The organism is Psychromonas ossibalaenae ATCC BAA-1528 (assembly GCF_000381745.1).
Lineage (GTDB): Bacteria > Pseudomonadota > Gammaproteobacteria > Enterobacterales > Psychromonadaceae > Psychromonas > Psychromonas ossibalaenae.
On the sequence record NZ_KB906977.1, the window covers coordinates 21483 to 38046 of the forward strand.

The window sequence follows — 16564 nt, forward strand, 5'->3', positions numbered from 1 at the left end:
ACTGATCTAACCACCACAGTGAAATATCGGCTGACAGGGCCGGCATCAGGAGCAGGATAAAAACGCTAAGGTTAAGCAGGTAAAAAGCATAACGGACCGCTAGAGACCGGCTAACCTCTGCGTCTTTAACCATTGCACTTTATTACCGTTAATATCGTCTTTAAAAAAATCTGCGCATCTGTTTTCAGCCATGATAAAGGTGTGCTTATTGCCAGGGAATAAGCATGATCAAAGGCGAGCTTTTGATCGAGATTATTAACACTGCCTAAATAGCTCTGGTTAATCTGCGCAAGCCCGGTTAGGCCGGGTAATACCTGATAGGTTCTTTCGCTGAAAAACGGCATTTTCTTTTCTATTTCGCTGGTTAATTCTGGCCTTTCTGGTCTCGGGCCGATAAGCGACATATCACCAGATAAAATATTAATCAGCTGCGGTGTTTCATCAAATCTTGTTTTGCGTAAAAATTTACCGACCCGGGTGATGCGTGGATCTGACTTTGCGGCTAACAGTGCGACGCCGTCAATTTCAGCATCTGTATACATGCTGCGAAATTTGAAAATACTGAACTGATGGCGAAAACCGAGCCGGGATTTACCTAAGCGCTGCTGCTGGTAGAAAACCGGGCCTTTACTGTCTATTTTTATCAGCAGCGCAATAAACGGCAGTAAAGGCAGCAGCGCAAACATTGCGCTTAATGAGAAAACTACATCAAATAAACGTTTTCCATATTTTACCGTCGGGTGAATATAACCGCCGGCATTGCTTTTATAACTGTTATTTACAGTTGTTTCAGAGATATTTGCAGACATGATCTGTTCCTTATTTAATTGATTTTTGTCCAGCGGCCTTTATCCAGACGTAAGGCGTAGCGCAGTGTGCCGATCAGTCCGGCGATATGTCCGCCGACTAAATAGGCGAGTAGTTTACTGATCTTGTTAGTTCGTTGTGGTTTGTATAAAAGCTCCCATGATGCCAGTAAATAAGCGAGCAGCTGCAGGCCCGCCAGAAGTGTAAAAAGAACATAATCTGCCGCCAGCAGCAGACTGCCCAGCAGCGCACTGATCATTAAAAACGGCATTAAAACCCGCAGTCCTTTCCCGGAAATAAAAGCAAATGCGACGCCGCCGTAACGTGGTAAAAACAGTTGTTTTAATCTCAGCAGCTGTTGAAAATTACCGGCTGCAATACGACGGCGGCGCAGATGGTCCTGACTGCTGCTGGATTTTTCTAGTTCAAGCGCATTAATGTTGTTTTCATAATCAGCGCGGTAACCTGCCGCCACAATTTTCATCGGTAAGATAAAATCATCATTAATAGTGTCGGGTGCTAACGGCTCAAACAAGGCTCGTCGGAAAAGATAGAAAGCGCCATGTGCGCCAAGCGTCGAGCCCAGTGCTGCTTCGCTGGCTTTTATGCTGCTTTGATAATTCCAGTAAGCAGCTTCTCCAGCTGAACCGGGTGAGAGCAGGCGGTAGTGTCCGTTAAGCACGCCGATATCAGGATCTTCAAAACGCTGTGCGGCAATCAGAAGAGAATCAATGGAGAGCAGGGCAGAGGTATCACTCAATGCGATTAACTCACTGTCGAGTGAGGCTATCAGCTCGTTAAGCACTGCAACTTTGCCTCGGTTGCCGCTGAAATTAATTATTTTAACTCTCAGGTGAGCGCACTCCGGCTCTTTAACGGCAGCGGATGCGGCTGCAAAAGTCTGATCGCTGCAGCCGTCACAGCCGATAATTATCTGTACACGGTTACTCGGATAATCGAGCGCAGCCAGGTTACGGATTTTCTCTGCAATCCACTGCTCTTCGTTATAAGCCGGTATTACAATCGCGATTGACGGCAGGGAGCTGTCTTGCGGCGAACTTGTATAATGGCGCAGAGCGGTTGGCTGCGTATTTTTCGGCTGCTGTTTATGAAAGGCGCGTAATATCAGCGGGTATCCGAAGTGATGATAGATAATTAAAAAGCCGCTGAGCAGGGTGATGCTGATCACAATGATATCATTCATAGTATTCTCCTGAAGTGACCAACGGCCCGCGTAATCCAGCATAGGATCTGGCCATTGCGCGCACATCGCCATGCTGTTTAACAAAAGCACGAGGTTTGTTATTACTGGGGTTGTGGAGCATTTTCAACAGTGTTTCAGCCATGCTGGTGCAGTCATCGGCGGCTATAAATTCACCGCTGTCCGGGCAGAGTGTTTCTTTTGCGCCGCCGACATCGGTGACTAAAGCCGCAATATTGCAGGATTGTGCTTCTAGTGGAGAAAGCGGCAGCCCCTCATTTAATGAAGGCAGACAAAACAGATCTAATGCCTGATAAAAGGTCGGCATATTATCAATATGACCAAGGAAATGGACGCGGTTATTAAGCCTAAGCAGATCAACTAAGGTCCGCAAAGCGGTTTCCGTACTGCCGCTGCCGGCAAGGGCAAGATGAACAGTCAGGGGTAATTTACTCAGAGCATGAATCAGTACACTTTGTCCTTTTACTTTTTCCATTCGCCCGCTGCAGCCGATCAGCTGTACATCTGCCGGTAAGCTGAAAAAAGCTCTAGCCATTATTTTATTGCCGGGAGTAAAGTATTTACTGTCAATACCGTTGCGGATAATGGTTATTTCATTCTTATATTGAAGAAAAACTCTCATATTATCAGCCACGTTTTGCGCGTCGGCGACCAGTATCGGGCGTAGAAGATTAACTGCGCAGCGCTGCACAAAACGGCGTTTACTGTTTTTAAGATGCCAGGCATCATGTTCGGTGTGAATCAGATGTTTAACACCTGCCAGACGAGCCGCTAGACCCGCATATAAAAGCGGGCCGATATGATGAGTGTGCACGGCGTCCGCCCCGGTTTTGCTGATGATACGGAGCAGCTGCATCACCAGTATCGGTCTTAAGCCTGGCTGTTTATTAAGAAATATCAGCTGCCTGGCAAAGGGTTTTAATTTAGGCCATGCCGCGACTGCGCTTTTTAGATCACCTTCGAGGCTGATAATGATGGTTTTTTCGTCTGCCTGCGCAAAAGAAGCCAGATCCAGGGCGATAATCTCGATGCCGCCGGGGCGCAGGTGCTGTACAACTTGTATCACTGTTTTCATAAAGCGTCTCCTGAACTTGTCGGGTATAGAATGTAGGGAATGCGGCTTAAAACCGGAACGCCGCTCAGTGCTGCCAGGTGGTCACGTCTGCGTAGTGTGCTGTCGCAGACTTCCTGGATAACTGCCAGTCCGCATCCTAGCAGCAGCCCGCCTAACAGACCGCTGATTAGAAATAGAATTAAAGGTTTGTTGGAAGGTGAGCTGGGAGTAAAGGGGCGATCAATCACCTTAACGCGTTTGTCGCGCTCAAAAACGCCTAATGAGGCGGTAATACTGGCTTTTTCATAGCGCAGTAAAATGTCGTCATAGAGATCCCGTTTTACGGCAAGATCGCGTTCAAGTTTGGATAACACACTGGCATTCGCACCGTATCCGGACATCTGTGCTTCTAACTCATTAATCATGCTCTGCAGACTGTTAACCTCTTCGCGCAGTCCGTCGACTTTACCGCTGGTCCGCTGCATATTTTCAAGCTGGGAAATTAACAGCGGCTGCTTCTTCGGGTCACTGCTCAGCTGGTAATTACTGCCGATAGCCCAGAGTTTTTCGATACTTAAATTTTCATCGCTGCTGCCGAGCAGGCTTTGTCTCTCCTCTTCCAGGCGTTCAAGGTTTTTCAGTGCGCCGAGCACTAGACTGTGCTGATCGGTGTAACGGGCTCTAAGTAACGCCAGTTCGCCCTGTAGTCTAATAATTTTCTGTTCGATAAGTCCGACAACCGGATTCGTTTTTGACAGCTGCTGATTTATGCCTCCTAGACTGCGGCTGGCACCGGCCATTTCCGCCTGCCGTTCTGAAAGGCGCTGTTTCATCTGCGCCAGACGAGAAATATTAGTAAGGTGCATTTCAGGTAATTCCGATGCGTACCTGTCTTTAAAATCGGCCATCGCTAATTCTGCTTTATCTAGTTCTATCTGACGACTGCGCAGGTGCTTAGATAAAAAATTACTTGAATCGGTCATGGATGAACGTTCGGGAGCCAGAACTTGTTCAACAAACTGCTTACTGACCGATTCAAGCATCTCCTTCATGCCCGCAGGATTATTTGCTTTGTAGTCAATACGGATAAGATCTTTGCCGAGCATCACAATGGTCAGTGCGCCGGACAGCTGATTTATGACCTGATCATGCTTTTCTGCTGTTGTGCTGCTGTTAACTAAGCCGCGTTCCTGTGCAACCGCCCCTAAAATATGACGGCTGTGAAGCAGTATTTTCAGAGAGTTGATACGCTCATTGAGCATTGAAGATACCGCTAGATCTTCTAGAAACGGGTTTAGTTTGGCTGTTTCCTGAATCAGCATACTGGTATGAGATGCATAATTTTTTGCACTCAGCATGCTCATTAATACAGCAAAAACAGGCAGTATTAATACCGGTATCAGAATGGTGTAGCGTCTGCGCCACGTGCCTGCCAGTATAATGTAAAAGCGCTGCTGCAGGCTGTTCATAATGCTTCCAGCCATGTTGACACTTCTGCTGCGCGTGCTTCCCAGCTTTTTGTGATCACAGTACTGCGCAGCACATCTGGGAAAAGGGCAAGGTCGTGAAGGTGTTCACTTGCTGATAAAGCTTCAACCATAGCGTCGCTGTTATTGGCTGTCTGTACTAAACCGCGGTAAGGCTCAACGGCAGCAAATGAGGTGCAGATAATTGGACTGCCGGCTGCCAGGTACTCGGTTAATTTGAGCGGATTACATGCCTGAATCTGCGCGTTGTCGATAAAAGGTAATAATGAGGCTGTCCAGTGCTGACTGTAGGACGGCAGCTGCTGATGAGGGCGCTCACCTAAAAAACTGACATTGTCAAAACAGCTTATTCTGCTGACATCTACAACTACTTTACCGATAAATACGAAATGCCAGTCGGGCATTTTCCTTATGGTGTTGCGCAGTAATTCAATATTTAACCACTCGGAAATACTGCCGTAAAAACCAGCAATATTACGACCGTCGTCGGGCAGATCCGGCGCGCGTTGTACCGGGGCTGAAAACAGTGAGTAATCAACACCGTGAGTGAGCAGGTGTGTGCGAGATACTGGAAAACTATATTCCAGGTGTCTGCTGGCCGCCATTATTAAATCGGCTTTATCACGCAGTTCATTTTCGCGTTTAACGACGGTATCGTGATCCACGCCGGCCAGCCCGGAAAAATCATCGCCGCAGTAGTAAACAAGTGCAGCTTCATCTAAATGACCCGCTAGGTCAACCGCAGTTGGTAGAGATGTCCAAAGTATGGGGGAGTTTAACCCTGCTTTTTTTATCACTGGTTTAATCTGTGAAAGCAGCAGCTGCACTGCAATATATCGTGCCGTCCGGCTGCGCGGTGCAGGCAGTGTGCGCGGATTAATAATATGAAAGCCGCTGTTTTCAGGCGCGCTGGTCAGCTCCGTTTTATCGTAACAGACCTTAGGGGCGGTTAATTTATGCCACAGACGTTTTAGATCATGCAGGCTTAAAGTAGGGCGGCGTAAACCAATTGAATTAACCCAGACAACTTTACGGGTTTTAGACAGCTGTTTTATCAGGTGCTGAGTACTGCTGGGTAATCCACCCCAGTCTTCAGCAAATACAATCAGATCATGAGTCATTTTATTTATCCTCCAGGTCAGGTGTGTCTGCCTGCTCAATAGAGCGGATCACGCAGGCGGGAATACCGCCGGCCAGCACCAGCGGAGGCAGGTCATGTGTTACTACGCTGCCGGCCGCCACGATACAGCCGTGACCAATGCGGACCCCTGCCATGACAGAGACGCCGGTTGCCAGCCAGACATCTTTTTCAAGAATGATCTCTCCAACCTGGTCATCACTCTCCGGCAGACCCTGAGCACGCGCCTGCGGGTCTAACGGGTGGCCGGGATAACCCGCTAATAAAGCCCGCCCGGCAATACGCACGTTATCACCAATTTCAACACGGGAGCCTGCGGCTATGGTAGTCATCCAGCCGATATCGACGTTATTGCCGACCACTAAAACCGGGGCCGTCTGCGCGCAGCTGCGTCCGCTGAAAGTCGATTGTCCTGAGACTCGGCAGTTATCTCCAATACTGATGACTAGCGGGCCGCTGATATAGGGCAGTCCGCCGTACAGGTTAAGATTACGCCCGACGCTTTGTAAGCGGCCTTTTAATAAAGGTGTCCAGCACAGGATGCGCATCAGTGTCGACAGCAGTGTGCGCAGCAGCAGGTACAAAGAATAAAAAATACGGAGCAGAAATTTAGGCGCCGGCAGCTCAAAACTAAGCAGAGTTTTAAGCTGCCTGAAGAGAATTTTAGCCAGTGGATTATCACTGGTTTTCAGCCATTGCTTAGTCTGGTTTAAAGTGAATGTTTTCATAAAATAGCACTCCACAGTTTTTAACTTATTAATAAAAACGTCATCTGTATCAGTGTGTTTGCAGAGATCAAGCCAAGTTTTTATATTGATAAAAATCAGTGGGTTAGTTGTTTTTTAAGTGCTGTTAACGCGTGCAGTTTAAGATGATTTGCAAAGTGCATTCGCAGAATGCGAATTGAGTATTATTTAACAGTCAGCGTTTGCGGCAGGTTGTTGTCACACCACTGTGCAATCGCGACGACCAGCGCAGCTAGAATATAAATCGGCCAGGTGAACCCCTGAGTTAAAAAAGTGGCTGAAACAATTGTCCCGACCAGACCCGCAAATACTGCTTGAGCCGCCACATGTACAGCAGGATTTACCTCACTGATATTTTGTTCAATTCTATTAAGGCTGCGCATTGCTGTTTTAATCAGCTGAGTCATGGTGATTATGAAGACCAGCAGGCCGACAAATCCGGTCTCTGCAAGCACGCCGAACCAGGTGCTGTGTACCGCATGATTGAGTCCGTCCCAGTGTGGACTGTAGTAATAATAATTAGAGTAAAAATTATTGATGCCGACTCCGCTGAACGGGTTGTGCACTGCCATACCGAATGCGGCTTCCCATGCATATAAACGGCCCATAGCGGAAGCGTCGATACCCGCTTCAGCTGCGCCCCCTGAAGCGCGGTCGGAAATGCCGGCAAAGACAAAAAGTGCGCAGGCGGCAATAACTGCAATAGTAATAAACAGTATTTTAGAGTGCATGCGCCGGTAGCCGTAAACTGCGAAGATAGCCATCATGCCGAGCAGACCGCCGCGGCTTTGGGTGGCGATAATCGCGAAAAACAGGATCAGCACACTGACCCCTCCTAACAGTTTTGCTCCGTGTCCGACGTTTGCGGTCATTATTAAGCTGGCGGCAAATGCAACGGGAAACATCAGTACCAGTGCGAGATCATTAGGGTCGCCCAGAACAGATCCTATATCCCGGCCGATGGTGACACGTGTCCCTTCGACTAAACCAATCGCATTAATCTGGTTGGAGATAGCGACTAGTCCAACCAGCATGCCGAAAAAGGTGATCAGCTTTGAGGCTAAAGCAAAATCTTTTTCACTGCGCGAAAGCCAGGCAATCGCAAAAGTCATAATGATTATTTTCCAGTAAATACCTTTAAAATATTCAATAGCGACAGGGCGGTTGCTTGCCAGTAATACCCCGACTACAACCAGCGTAAAAAACACACTGATAACGGTTAGTTCCGAACGCCAGTAAATATCCACCTTACGGGTTAACCCGACATGCCATAACAGGGCCCCGAGTGAAGCCATCGATAATAATAACGGGATTTTAAAATTATAGATTTGCGGAAAGACTTCATGAATACGGAAAAAGGAGAAAATAACAAATAACAGCACAAAAAAGAAAGGCTGGCGCAGCACTATTAACACTGCAAGCGGCACCAGTCCGATAACTATCATGATCAACGGATTCGGTATAAACCGCCATGCCAGACTAATCAGCACACAAACTGACAGGCACACAAACAGCGGCATTACTATCTGCCTGCTGTGGTTATTGCGCTCCGGATTCATTGCTCTGCTGCCTTGGCAAATAAGCTGATCGGCAGGTTGATTAATTTAAGCAGCTGCGCGCTAAGCACAATCGTTATGAATGCGCTGAACAAGGCTAGAATCAACTGCCACAAAGCATTTGTTTGTGAGCCGATAAGCAGCCACAGCATACTAATAGTAAAGAGCACCATAAGCGGCCTGACGGGGTAGTTGAGAGGCAGAAAATACTGACTTATTTTATAAAAAAGCACCAGACGAATAAACTGCGCTAACAGCAGAGAAAAAATAATTCCCCATACCTGATAGTCGGGGGTTAACCACAGCATGGCGGCGATGCCGGCGGCTGCACCGGTTAAATTAATCAGCAGCTGGCTGTTTGTGGTCTCACCGCTGAAACAGCCTATATTGAATAGTTCTACCAGCTCTTTTAATAACATAACCAGCACTAGAGCAAGTGCATATTTTCCCGCTTCCTGGTAGCTTGGCGGCAGTAAAGCACTGATCAATGCGGGAGCAAGTAAACCGACTACAACAGCTGTCAGCAGCGCCAGACTGGCACCCATTGCAATAAAATCAGCCGCTTTCTGTCTGCCGTTAGCTTCATTGATTACCTCAAATCTGCGCGGGGACCACCACATACCGAATGGCTGGAATATCAGTACGGCAGCCAGAGCAAATTTGGCTGCAATAGCGAATTCCGCGACATCGGTTAAGGAGGCATTATCTGCTAAAATCCAGCGGTCCAGTCCGTTCAGCGTAAAGGCGACCAGACCGCTGCCGACTATCGGAAGGCTGTAAATAAATGCGCGTCTGCCGGTTCTTAGGCTGAAACTGAGCCTCGTATCTCGGATCTGCAGATAACTGAGTATTAGTGTTTGGGCCGCCGCTGCCGCCAGTCCTGCTTCTAAGATGCCCGCTACACCTCTGCCGGAATAAAGTAAAATAACAACCAGCAGCGCCTGCAGCAGTGCGCGTCCGGTGGTGGCAAAGAAAAAGCTTATTGCGCGGTTATTCATACGCAGCCAGCCTAGCGGAACAGCAATACAGCCCTCTAATGCCAGTACGGCTAAAACTAAGCGCAGTTCATAAACCTGTACATTTCCCGGCATCCAGGCTGCAACAAAAGGTGCTGCAAACCATCCGCCAATAAGTGCAGCTAAGGCGATTATCAGGGTTAAACTGAAAATTTCAGATGCTATGCTGCGTTTCTGCTGCTCTGTCTGAGCCGGGCCTGCAAAACGAAACAAGGTATCTTCGAGTCCCATGCCGACCAGAATGCTGCCGATTACTGCGATTGTGCTGATCACTTCAAGGCGTCCGAATTCCTGGGCTGATATTTGATTAGCAACAAAGGGCAGTACCAGTAATGAAACACCTTTCATTAAGGCAATGCTGGCGCCGTAGAGAATGCTTTGTTTAATTCCGTTATTAAGCTGCAGTTTCATAGTCTTGATCTCCTAACCAGACTTTTTTTATCTAGCTGTGTATCTATTTGTTCAATGCTGTTTTTAATATTTGCGTATTGTTTTTCAGCTCGGTAATCCTGTGCGATTTCTGCCGCACGTCTCCCCAGTTCAATGACTTGACGCATATTACGGCTGATCATTAACAGTTTATCTTTGAGATCTTCAGGATCATCTGCCTGATACTTAATACAATCGCTATTGTTTTTTAATGTGCGGTCCCAATACGCTCCGTCGGCAGGGATCACGATACAATGTGCGGCCGCCATCGCTTCGAGAATTGACAGGCCGAAGGGTTCGTTTTTGCTGGTGGAGACAAAAATATTAGCGCTGGCCCGCAGCTGATCAATATTGACCGGGTTTTCATACCAGTCGACCTGCTGTATAGCAACGGGTGCCTGACTGACCGGCAGTTGAGTGCCCTGCGGTTTGATATAACAGATATGAGTCAGCGGGCGCATCTCTGGTTCGATCTGGATTAATGCATTAAGCAGTGTTTCCAGTCCTTTCCATTTTAAAAGTGATGCTGCCCAGAAAATAACCGGGTATTGAGACTGACAAGGTGTCGGCCATTGCTGATCACAAAGACCATTGTGCAGTAAATAAAAATGAGCGGGTATTTCGGTCTGTGCCGGACTGATGGTTGACAGAGCCTGCAGTAACGAAGCGTGGCTGCTGCTTAGATAATGAACCTGATCAGCTGCATTCAGGCAGCGGGCAATGGTACGGGAGCGGGCAACCGGGCCATGAATGAGCTGAATAATTTTCATCGTCAACAGCGGTCTGAGCAGATAAAGTGCTAAATCAACCCCTGGTCCAGAGGCCCCTAAAGCAATATCAAAACGTCCGAAACGTAAACGAGTAATCAGTAAATTAAGGGCAATAAGCGCATGACGGAAAAAATAGCTCAAACCCTGCTCTTTTTCAGTAAGCCATTTAGGCTCATATAAGCGTACGCGTTTTAACGCAGAATATTTCCATGAATGTTTGTCTGCTGTCAGTACGGTAATACGGATCTGCTTTTTATCAAGCTGACGCAGTATGCTTTCGGTGGCAGTTTTAGATCCGCCGCAAAATGCAGTAGGGTCTATAACGATAAGGTGGCGTTTATCTGTCATGAATTAATCCTCTTTCAATGAACCGTTTATACCCGTTACTTAAAGAGGCATAGATAGAATCGTTTTTATACCAGGGTTGATAGACGGTAGGCGTTTCAATTAGTTTGTCGTACAGCAGTTCAAACTGTCTGGTGTTCTTTTCTATGGTGAAGTTCTTTAATACATGCTTGCGGCCGGCTTTTCCCATTTTGCTGCTCAGTGTCGGATTGAGATAGAGTTTATGAACGGCAGCCGCAAGTGCATCGACATCTTCTGAGGGCACTAACAGCCCAGTCCTGCCGTCGACAACAGCATCGGCAATGCCGCCTGTTTTAGGGCCGACTACCGCAAGCCCGGCAAGGCCGGCTTCAGTAAATACCAGGCCGAATGCTTCTTCTCTGGCTGCGGAGACAAACAAGTCTGTGCTGCCTCGCAGTATGCCGATAACATTATCCTGTTCGCCGAGCAGTGTTACCTGACGCTGCAGGCCGAGCTGCTCAATCTGCAGTTTTAAATTATGGGATTCGGGACCCTGACCTATCACAAGAAGATGAACCGGCACCTGTTTTTCTAATAATTTAACAACTGCTTGAATAATCAGATCTACTCCTTTACGGCGGATCAGGGAGCCGACGACGGCCAGAACAAAATCACCAGCGCCTATTTTTAAAGAATCACGAAGATTAATGATTTTCTGACTCAGCAGGCGCTGCGTATCAATGCCGTTGGCAATAACAGCGGTACGGGTGTTGGGCATTTTATCTTTAACTAAAGGCTCGATAACATAGCTGCTGACACCAACCGCCATGGTGACCTGATAGAGGCCAAGCGTCAGTCTGTCGCGCAGCTGGTAAATTGAGTGCATATGGCATAATAATGGGACGCCGCATCTGCGCGCTGCAAAATTGAGCCACTGACAGGGAGCTGCACTGTTTGCATGAAGCAGTTTGATATTGTGTAGTTGTATTAGTTTAACGGCCTGCTTGATCAGACCGATAAAAGCGCTTGTATGAAAGTGCGGGCTGCGCCAGCCAAGCAGTAAAGGGAAATCTGAACAGTAAACTGTGATGCCGAGTGCTTTAGCCTGATCTGCCATTACCTGCTGGTTGCACCACAAAACCGCAGTGAATCTGTTTTTATCGAGATGCTGAATAAGATCCAGCAGGCAGCGTTCACTGCCGCGTATCCAGTTATCGCCGTAATGGGTAAAGAGAATGGTATCTGCTTCCTGGTTCATTTTAAGTTTATGCATGGCTGTTATGCTCTTATTGCTGAATCGGTATGCTGAGTACTGCAAGAGCTGAACCAGACTTGTTAATAGATTGAAATTTAAGGGAATGTAGCTGTAAATAGAGGTGAAAAGTGTATTTTGAAGATGTTGTTATAGCGCTTATTATTATCCTGCATTGCAGATTGCAACTATTACAGGCTGCGCCTTACTGCCGCCGCCTGTTTAACAACAGGCCGCTTTCATTTACAGCTCGATATTTTCCTGTAAGCGGCGATAAGTTTCGGTATGGCTGTTTCACTGGAAAAGTTATCTGCGATGGTATTCTTAGCTACAGACTGTAGAGCTGTTTTTTTCTGTTCGCTGATATTATTCCATAAGCTGATATGCCGGCTTAAATCTGCAAAATTTTCCGGTTCAACTAACCAGCCGTTACTGCCCGATGTGATTAACTTATCAAGCGCACCGACCTGAAAAGCCAGCACCGGAATACCTCTTGCCATTGCTTCTAATGCGGCCATAGGCAAACCTTCGTATCGTGAAGGAATGACCAGTAAAGCAATCTGTGACCAGACCGCGTTCATATCGTCCTGCTGGCCATGAAGATGCAGATTAGCGGGGCTGGATTCTTGTAGTTGCGGCAGCTGCGGACCGTCGCCGTAGAGATGGAAGTCTAATACTGGAAAGCGCCTCGCCAGAGCCATAAAATGATCTGGACCTTTTTCTATACTTACCCGCCCTACAAATGCAGTCTGTCCGCCATTTGAATGATTTATGCCGGCGGTATTCACGAAATTATTAAAAACTTCAGCTTTTTTCGATAGACGCTGCGCTATCTGCGGGCTGACTGCGTAAACATGGTCGGCAAAGACCGAGGTGAGTCTGTCTAGGTAATCGTATAATGCAAGTCTGCCACTGCTGATTTCGCCGGCGTGATAGGTGCTTATGACCGGAATCTTAGTTAACCAGGCAGAGAGCCGGCCGAATATTCCGGCTTTATAACCATGGGTATGCAGTACAGAAGGGCGCTCACGCCGCAGTCTTTTGTAAAGTGTAATAAAAGAGCCGTCTAGGGTTTTAGTGGTTATACCCTGTTTGAGTAACAAGTCCCGCATCGGATGTCTGCCGTAGTCAGTCAGGAAAAAAACGACTATTTCCTGACCATGTTGATGCAGACCTTCAGCCAGCTGCAGAACATGAGATTCTATTCCGCCTGCTTTACTACTGTCTAGAAGTAACCATATTGTCTGTTTTTTCATTACAGCCTCATTTTATAAACGAATTTTAACTGTGCCTGGTGCAATTTTGGTGCCTGTTAGGTTTTTGATGGTTTTATCAAAGTCAGCGACGGGCGCTGTTTCTAGCGCGGCCGAGGTAAGCAGGACGCCGAGTGAGTTTAAAAAGCTGCGCTTATTAGAAAGTATGCGGTGCAGTGCGCATTGCAGATTGCAATTATTATGCAAAAGCATCTGTACATAGAGTGCTTTTAGAAAAGAAAAAACATCTCCCGTACCTACAGCGGGTATCTGCCAGTCCAGCTCTGGCCTGCTCTGCACAGGATAATGACTGTTTTTTATCTGAATTGGCACAGGAATTGAAATAGTCAGTCTAGCTGTTACTGCAATAAGTCAGTGGAGCTGTTACTGCATAAACCCTATAAGTTCACTTTTATAAAGCGGGACTGTGACGGGTTAAATTTCGTTTAAGGGAGTCATATTATGAAGCGTACAAGTTGTACAGATAACATCCGTGATAACCGACATAATGAGCGTCTTTGTTTGCCATTCCAGATAAAAAACAGCCGTATCTTTTATGTCCTGTTACTGCTGTTGAGTTATACGGCAGAGCCGCTTTATGCTGCGCCGTTCAGCACTTGTCCAAGTAAAGCTTTTTTATTTCAAGGTAAACCGGTGGCGAGCTACGGCGTAAACCTGGTTACCGGAAGTTACCAGTTAATTGAAGATAATCCGGGCATTGACGCTAATATTAACGGCCTGGGTTTTGATCAACAGGACAGGTACCTGTACGGTTTTAATACCACACATTTACAAATGGTGCGCATGGGAGGGGATTTTCAAGTTGAAACACTGAATCTTAGCGGACTGCCGCAAAACACTTCATTTTTTGTGGGTGATGTGGCTGAGCATTATTATTATCTATACCGCAAAGGGGCTGGTTTATATAAAGTGGACCTTAGTCCTTTAGATCAGTCTGTCGATGCACAGCTTAATGCTCAGTTAATTACCTCCAGCAGTAGTATCCGCTTAACCGATTTCGCTTTTCATCCGAATACTAACAAGCTCTATGGCGTTGATAACAGCAGCGGTATTTTGTACCAAATCGATCCTGATACGGGGGCTTCCCTGGCAATGGGAGATAGTGGTGAAACGGGAACATTCGGGGCTATGTACTTTGATGTTAATGGTTATTTCTACCTCTCCCGCAATCAGGATGGAAAGATTTATCGTATCGATCTGTCTTCTCTAGATTCAAACAGCAGCATCGAGCAGTTAACCTCTATTGACGTCAGTGCGGTGAAATTTTCTGACGGACCCAGCTCAAGCCAGAATGACGGTGCGCGTTGTGCGAGTGCGCCTTTAATTGATGAGGATACACCCTCAAATATTGATTTTGGGGATGCGCCGGCAAGTTACGCTACAACTCTCGCAGATAACGGCCCGCGCCACCTGCTTGATGGTGAAACCTATTTAGGACTAACGCCGCCGGATGGTGATTACGACGGATACACTGGTGCCGACTCCGATGACAGTAGTTTAGTTAATCTGCAAAGTTATGATGATGAAGACGGCATTAATTTTGTAACGGCTTTTGAAATTGGTCTGGATTCCGTGGTTAGTGTTTATGCATCGGGCGATGGTGTTTTAAGTGCCTGGTTTGACTGGAATCGTGACGGTGATTTTGATGATGCTGGTGAACAAAGTGTTAAAGATGTCCACTTAAGCGGCGGTTTTAATAGCGTCTCTTTACGTGTGCCGCAAAATGCAGTCGCAGGTAACAGCTGGAGTCGTTTTCGTTTTAGTAAACAGAGCGGGCTTGATTACAGCGGCGGCAGCAGCAGTGGTGAAGTTGAAGATCACGCGATTACTATCAGCGAGTCCGGTTTAACCTATCGTTATTATCCCGGAGTAAACAGCTGGCTGACACTGGCTTATGAAGACCAATGGCCGGTAAGTGATGATTACGATATGAACGATGTGGTTATGCACTATCGTACGGTGGAAGTTATCCGTGACGACAAAATTGTTCGTATTGATATTCTCGGCGAACTGCTGGCTTTAGGGGGAGATTATCATAATGGTTTTGCTGTGCAGTTGAAAAATATTGCTTCAGAAAATGTCAACAGCCAGACACTTCGTTTACTGCATAACAATATCAAGCAGCAGTACAGTGGTTCTAACGGGGCGACAACTTATGAGATCCTTGAAAGTGGTAACAGCAGTGCGGTTATTATGATAAGTCAGGATTTATGGAAAGAGGTCTCCAGTGTGTGCCTTTATTACCGCAGTGAAACCGGCTGTGCTCAAGAGCAGGTTTTTGATTTTGAAGTGAGTATTCCATTTATAACGCCAGTTGATTTAGAAAGTGCAGGTGCTGCTCCTTACGATCCCTTTATATTTGCCACAGAAGGACTTTATCATGGCGACATTTTTAGCTCTCATCCTGGGCGTGGATTAGAAATTCATCTAGTTGACCATGCTCCGACGGAGAAATTCAACAGCAGTTATTACGGCTTAGCCGATGACAGCAGCGATCCTCAGTCCGGGCGCTACTTTCGAAACAGTAACAATTTACCCTGGGCTTTAGAAATTGTCGAACAGTGGCAATGGCCCAGTGAAAGGAAGGATCTGCTGCAGGCGTATCCCTATTTTCAATCCTTTGTTGAATCCCAAGGGCAGGAAAGCAGTGACTGGTTTGAACCGGACCAGGCTGTACAGCAGAGCCTATTTTAAAGTTATACCCGTTACCAATCAAAATGCATTTATCAGTCGCCAGCTTGGACACCAAGACAAGGCGCAGCATGATGACAATGGTCAGCCCTTATCGAATGCTGCAACGCGGTATTGGTTTTCGAGGTGGCGACCCGCAGGGCAAGGCGTAAGGTAATCATCTTCGTTGTTGTGAAGTCTCGATTTAACCCGTTAGATCTTCACCTTCACGCCTAGAATCTGTTTACCTTACGACTTGCTGATTTTTGCATCTTGAATGATAACGGGTATCAATCATTAATTGAATTATTAGAGGTGATCATATGTTTAATATAGAGGTAAAAACTACGCTTGGTTTAGTTGTTTCCTTTGTCCTTTTGGGCTGTGGTGGTTCCGGTGGCGGGGAAACAAATGCCGCTGTGCCTGCTGTAGCTTCCGCTAGCAACGTGCAGGCTGCTAGCGCAGATACATCTGTTGAAGTGGAAGTTGAAAAAACAGCAATGCAGATGAGCTCTCTGGTTGCGGATCCCGGTTTTAATTTCACCAGCAAGAAGCAGATTCAGGTGGCGCTGAACTTAAGTGAACATCAGGATCAACGTGCATATGTTTCTGTTTATCGAAAATATAAGCGGCTGGAGTCCGGCAGTTATTATCCGGATGCGGCAAGCCGCGTGCTTGGCGGCGTTTTACAGGACGGTTTGTTTAACAGTTCATTTGTCGGACTGAATAAACAATCTGCTTACCTTATTGAAGTGTGGTTTTATGACGGTACTGAGCCGCTGCAGAAAGAGTGGTTAGTGAATGGTGCCGCTTTGACATGGTGAGCATAATTGCAAT

General features: G+C 46.9%; 13 protein-coding genes. 2 read left to right on the forward strand and 11 right to left on the reverse strand.

Features of this window, described 5'->3' with window-relative positions; translation table 11 throughout:
- Positions 1 to 125: 125 nt before the first annotated feature.
- From G327_RS0107315 to G327_RS0107365, 11 genes are all read right to left on the reverse strand, one after another.
- On the reverse strand, positions 126 to 809 hold the full coding sequence (locus G327_RS0107315; RefSeq protein ID WP_019614108.1) for a sugar transferase: 684 nt from the start codon (positions 807 to 809) through the stop codon (positions 126 to 128).
- A 14-nt stretch (positions 810 to 823) separates the two neighbouring features.
- The gene (locus G327_RS0107320; protein ID WP_019614109.1) at positions 824 to 2011 is read right to left on the reverse strand and encodes a glycosyltransferase family 2 protein; all 1188 of its coding nucleotides are present in this window, start codon (positions 2009 to 2011) and stop codon (positions 824 to 826) included.
- On the reverse strand, positions 2004 to 3104 hold the full coding sequence (locus tag G327_RS0107325) for a glycosyltransferase (RefSeq protein WP_019614110.1): 1101 nt from the start codon (positions 3102 to 3104) through the stop codon (positions 2004 to 2006). Before G327_RS0107325 ends, G327_RS0107320 begins: the two co-directional genes overlap by 8 nt.
- Positions 3101 to 4567 carry a GumC family protein gene (locus G327_RS0107330; RefSeq protein WP_245542679.1) on the reverse strand — a complete coding sequence of 489 codons (1467 nt, stop codon included), beginning with the start codon at positions 4565 to 4567 and terminating at the stop codon, positions 3101 to 3103. The genes G327_RS0107325 and G327_RS0107330 overlap by 4 nt, the downstream gene beginning before the upstream one ends.
- Complete coding sequence (locus tag G327_RS0107335) at positions 4549 to 5691, reverse strand: glycosyltransferase (RefSeq protein WP_019614112.1); 1143 nt, start codon at positions 5689 to 5691, stop codon at positions 4549 to 4551. The genes G327_RS0107330 and G327_RS0107335 overlap by 19 nt, the downstream gene beginning before the upstream one ends.
- A 1-nt stretch (position 5692) precedes the next feature.
- Entirely contained in the window at positions 5693 to 6436 is a 744-nt protein-coding gene (locus G327_RS0107340; RefSeq protein WP_019614113.1) for an acyltransferase, read from the reverse strand.
- Between the two features lie 182 nt (positions 6437 to 6618).
- Positions 6619 to 8013, reverse strand: coding sequence for an O-antigen ligase family protein (locus G327_RS0107345; RefSeq protein ID WP_019614114.1), 1395 nt, complete (start codon positions 8011 to 8013; stop codon positions 6619 to 6621).
- Positions 8010 to 9437 (reverse strand): lipopolysaccharide biosynthesis protein, encoded by a 1428-nt coding sequence (locus G327_RS0107350; protein ID WP_019614115.1) that lies wholly within the window; start codon positions 9435 to 9437, stop codon positions 8010 to 8012. Before G327_RS0107350 ends, G327_RS0107345 begins: the two co-directional genes overlap by 4 nt.
- On the reverse strand, positions 9434 to 10573 hold the full coding sequence (locus G327_RS0107355) for a glycosyltransferase family 4 protein (RefSeq protein WP_019614116.1): 1140 nt from the start codon (positions 10571 to 10573) through the stop codon (positions 9434 to 9436). Before G327_RS0107355 ends, G327_RS0107350 begins: the two co-directional genes overlap by 4 nt.
- Positions 10563 to 11804 carry a glycosyltransferase family 4 protein gene (locus G327_RS24165; protein WP_019614117.1) on the reverse strand — a complete coding sequence of 414 codons (1242 nt, stop codon included), beginning with the start codon at positions 11802 to 11804 and terminating at the stop codon, positions 10563 to 10565. The genes G327_RS0107355 and G327_RS24165 overlap by 11 nt, the downstream gene beginning before the upstream one ends.
- 218 nt (positions 11805 to 12022) lie before the next feature.
- Positions 12023 to 13039, reverse strand: a complete 1017-nt coding sequence (locus G327_RS0107365; protein ID WP_019614118.1) for a glycosyltransferase family 4 protein — start codon at positions 13037 to 13039, stop codon at positions 12023 to 12025.
- A gap of 459 nt (positions 13040 to 13498) precedes the next feature.
- On the opposite strand from G327_RS0107365, the gene G327_RS0107375 reads away from it, so the two are divergent.
- Both G327_RS0107375 and G327_RS0107380 read left to right on the forward strand, forming a co-directional pair.
- Entirely contained in the window at positions 13499 to 15751 is a 2253-nt protein-coding gene (locus G327_RS0107375; protein WP_019614120.1) for an LruC domain-containing protein, read from the forward strand.
- A 299-nt stretch (positions 15752 to 16050) separates the two neighbouring features.
- A complete protein-coding gene (locus tag G327_RS0107380; protein ID WP_019614121.1) occupies positions 16051 to 16551 on the forward strand; it encodes a hypothetical protein in 501 nt (166 codons plus the stop codon).
- Positions 16552 to 16564: the final 13 nt, after the last annotated feature.

Bases quoted from the DNA above. Each gene is read 5' to 3' on its own strand.
- G327_RS0107315 (WP_019614108.1), bottom strand. From the start codon at position 809: ATGTCTGCAAATATCTCTGAAACAACTGTAAATAACAGTTATAAAAGC.
- G327_RS0107320 (WP_019614109.1), bottom strand. From the start codon at position 2,011: ATGAATGATATCATTGTGATCAGCATCACCCTGCTCAGCGGCTTTTTA.
- G327_RS0107325 (WP_019614110.1), bottom strand. From the start codon at position 3,104: ATGAAAACAGTGATACAAGTTGTACAGCACCTGCGCCCCGGCGGCATC.
- G327_RS0107330 (WP_245542679.1), bottom strand. From the start codon at position 4,567: ATGGCTGGAAGCATTATGAACAGCCTGCAGCAGCGCTTTTACATTATA.
- G327_RS0107335 (WP_019614112.1), bottom strand. From the start codon at position 5,691: ATGACTCATGATCTGATTGTATTTGCTGAAGACTGGGGTGGATTACCC.
- G327_RS0107340 (WP_019614113.1), bottom strand. From the start codon at position 6,436: ATGAAAACATTCACTTTAAACCAGACTAAGCAATGGCTGAAAACCAGT.
- G327_RS0107345 (WP_019614114.1), bottom strand. From the start codon at position 8,013: ATGAATCCGGAGCGCAATAACCACAGCAGGCAGATAGTAATGCCGCTG.
- G327_RS0107350 (WP_019614115.1), bottom strand. From the start codon at position 9,437: ATGAAACTGCAGCTTAATAACGGAATTAAACAAAGCATTCTCTACGGC.
- G327_RS0107355 (WP_019614116.1), bottom strand. From the start codon at position 10,573: ATGACAGATAAACGCCACCTTATCGTTATAGACCCTACTGCATTTTGC.
- G327_RS24165 (WP_019614117.1), bottom strand. From the start codon at position 11,804: ATGCATAAACTTAAAATGAACCAGGAAGCAGATACCATTCTCTTTACC.
- G327_RS0107365 (WP_019614118.1), bottom strand. From the start codon at position 13,039: ATGAAAAAACAGACAATATGGTTACTTCTAGACAGTAGTAAAGCAGGC.
- G327_RS0107375 (WP_019614120.1), top strand. From the start codon at position 13,499: ATGAAGCGTACAAGTTGTACAGATAACATCCGTGATAACCGACATAAT.
- G327_RS0107380 (WP_019614121.1), top strand. From the start codon at position 16,051: ATGTTTAATATAGAGGTAAAAACTACGCTTGGTTTAGTTGTTTCCTTT.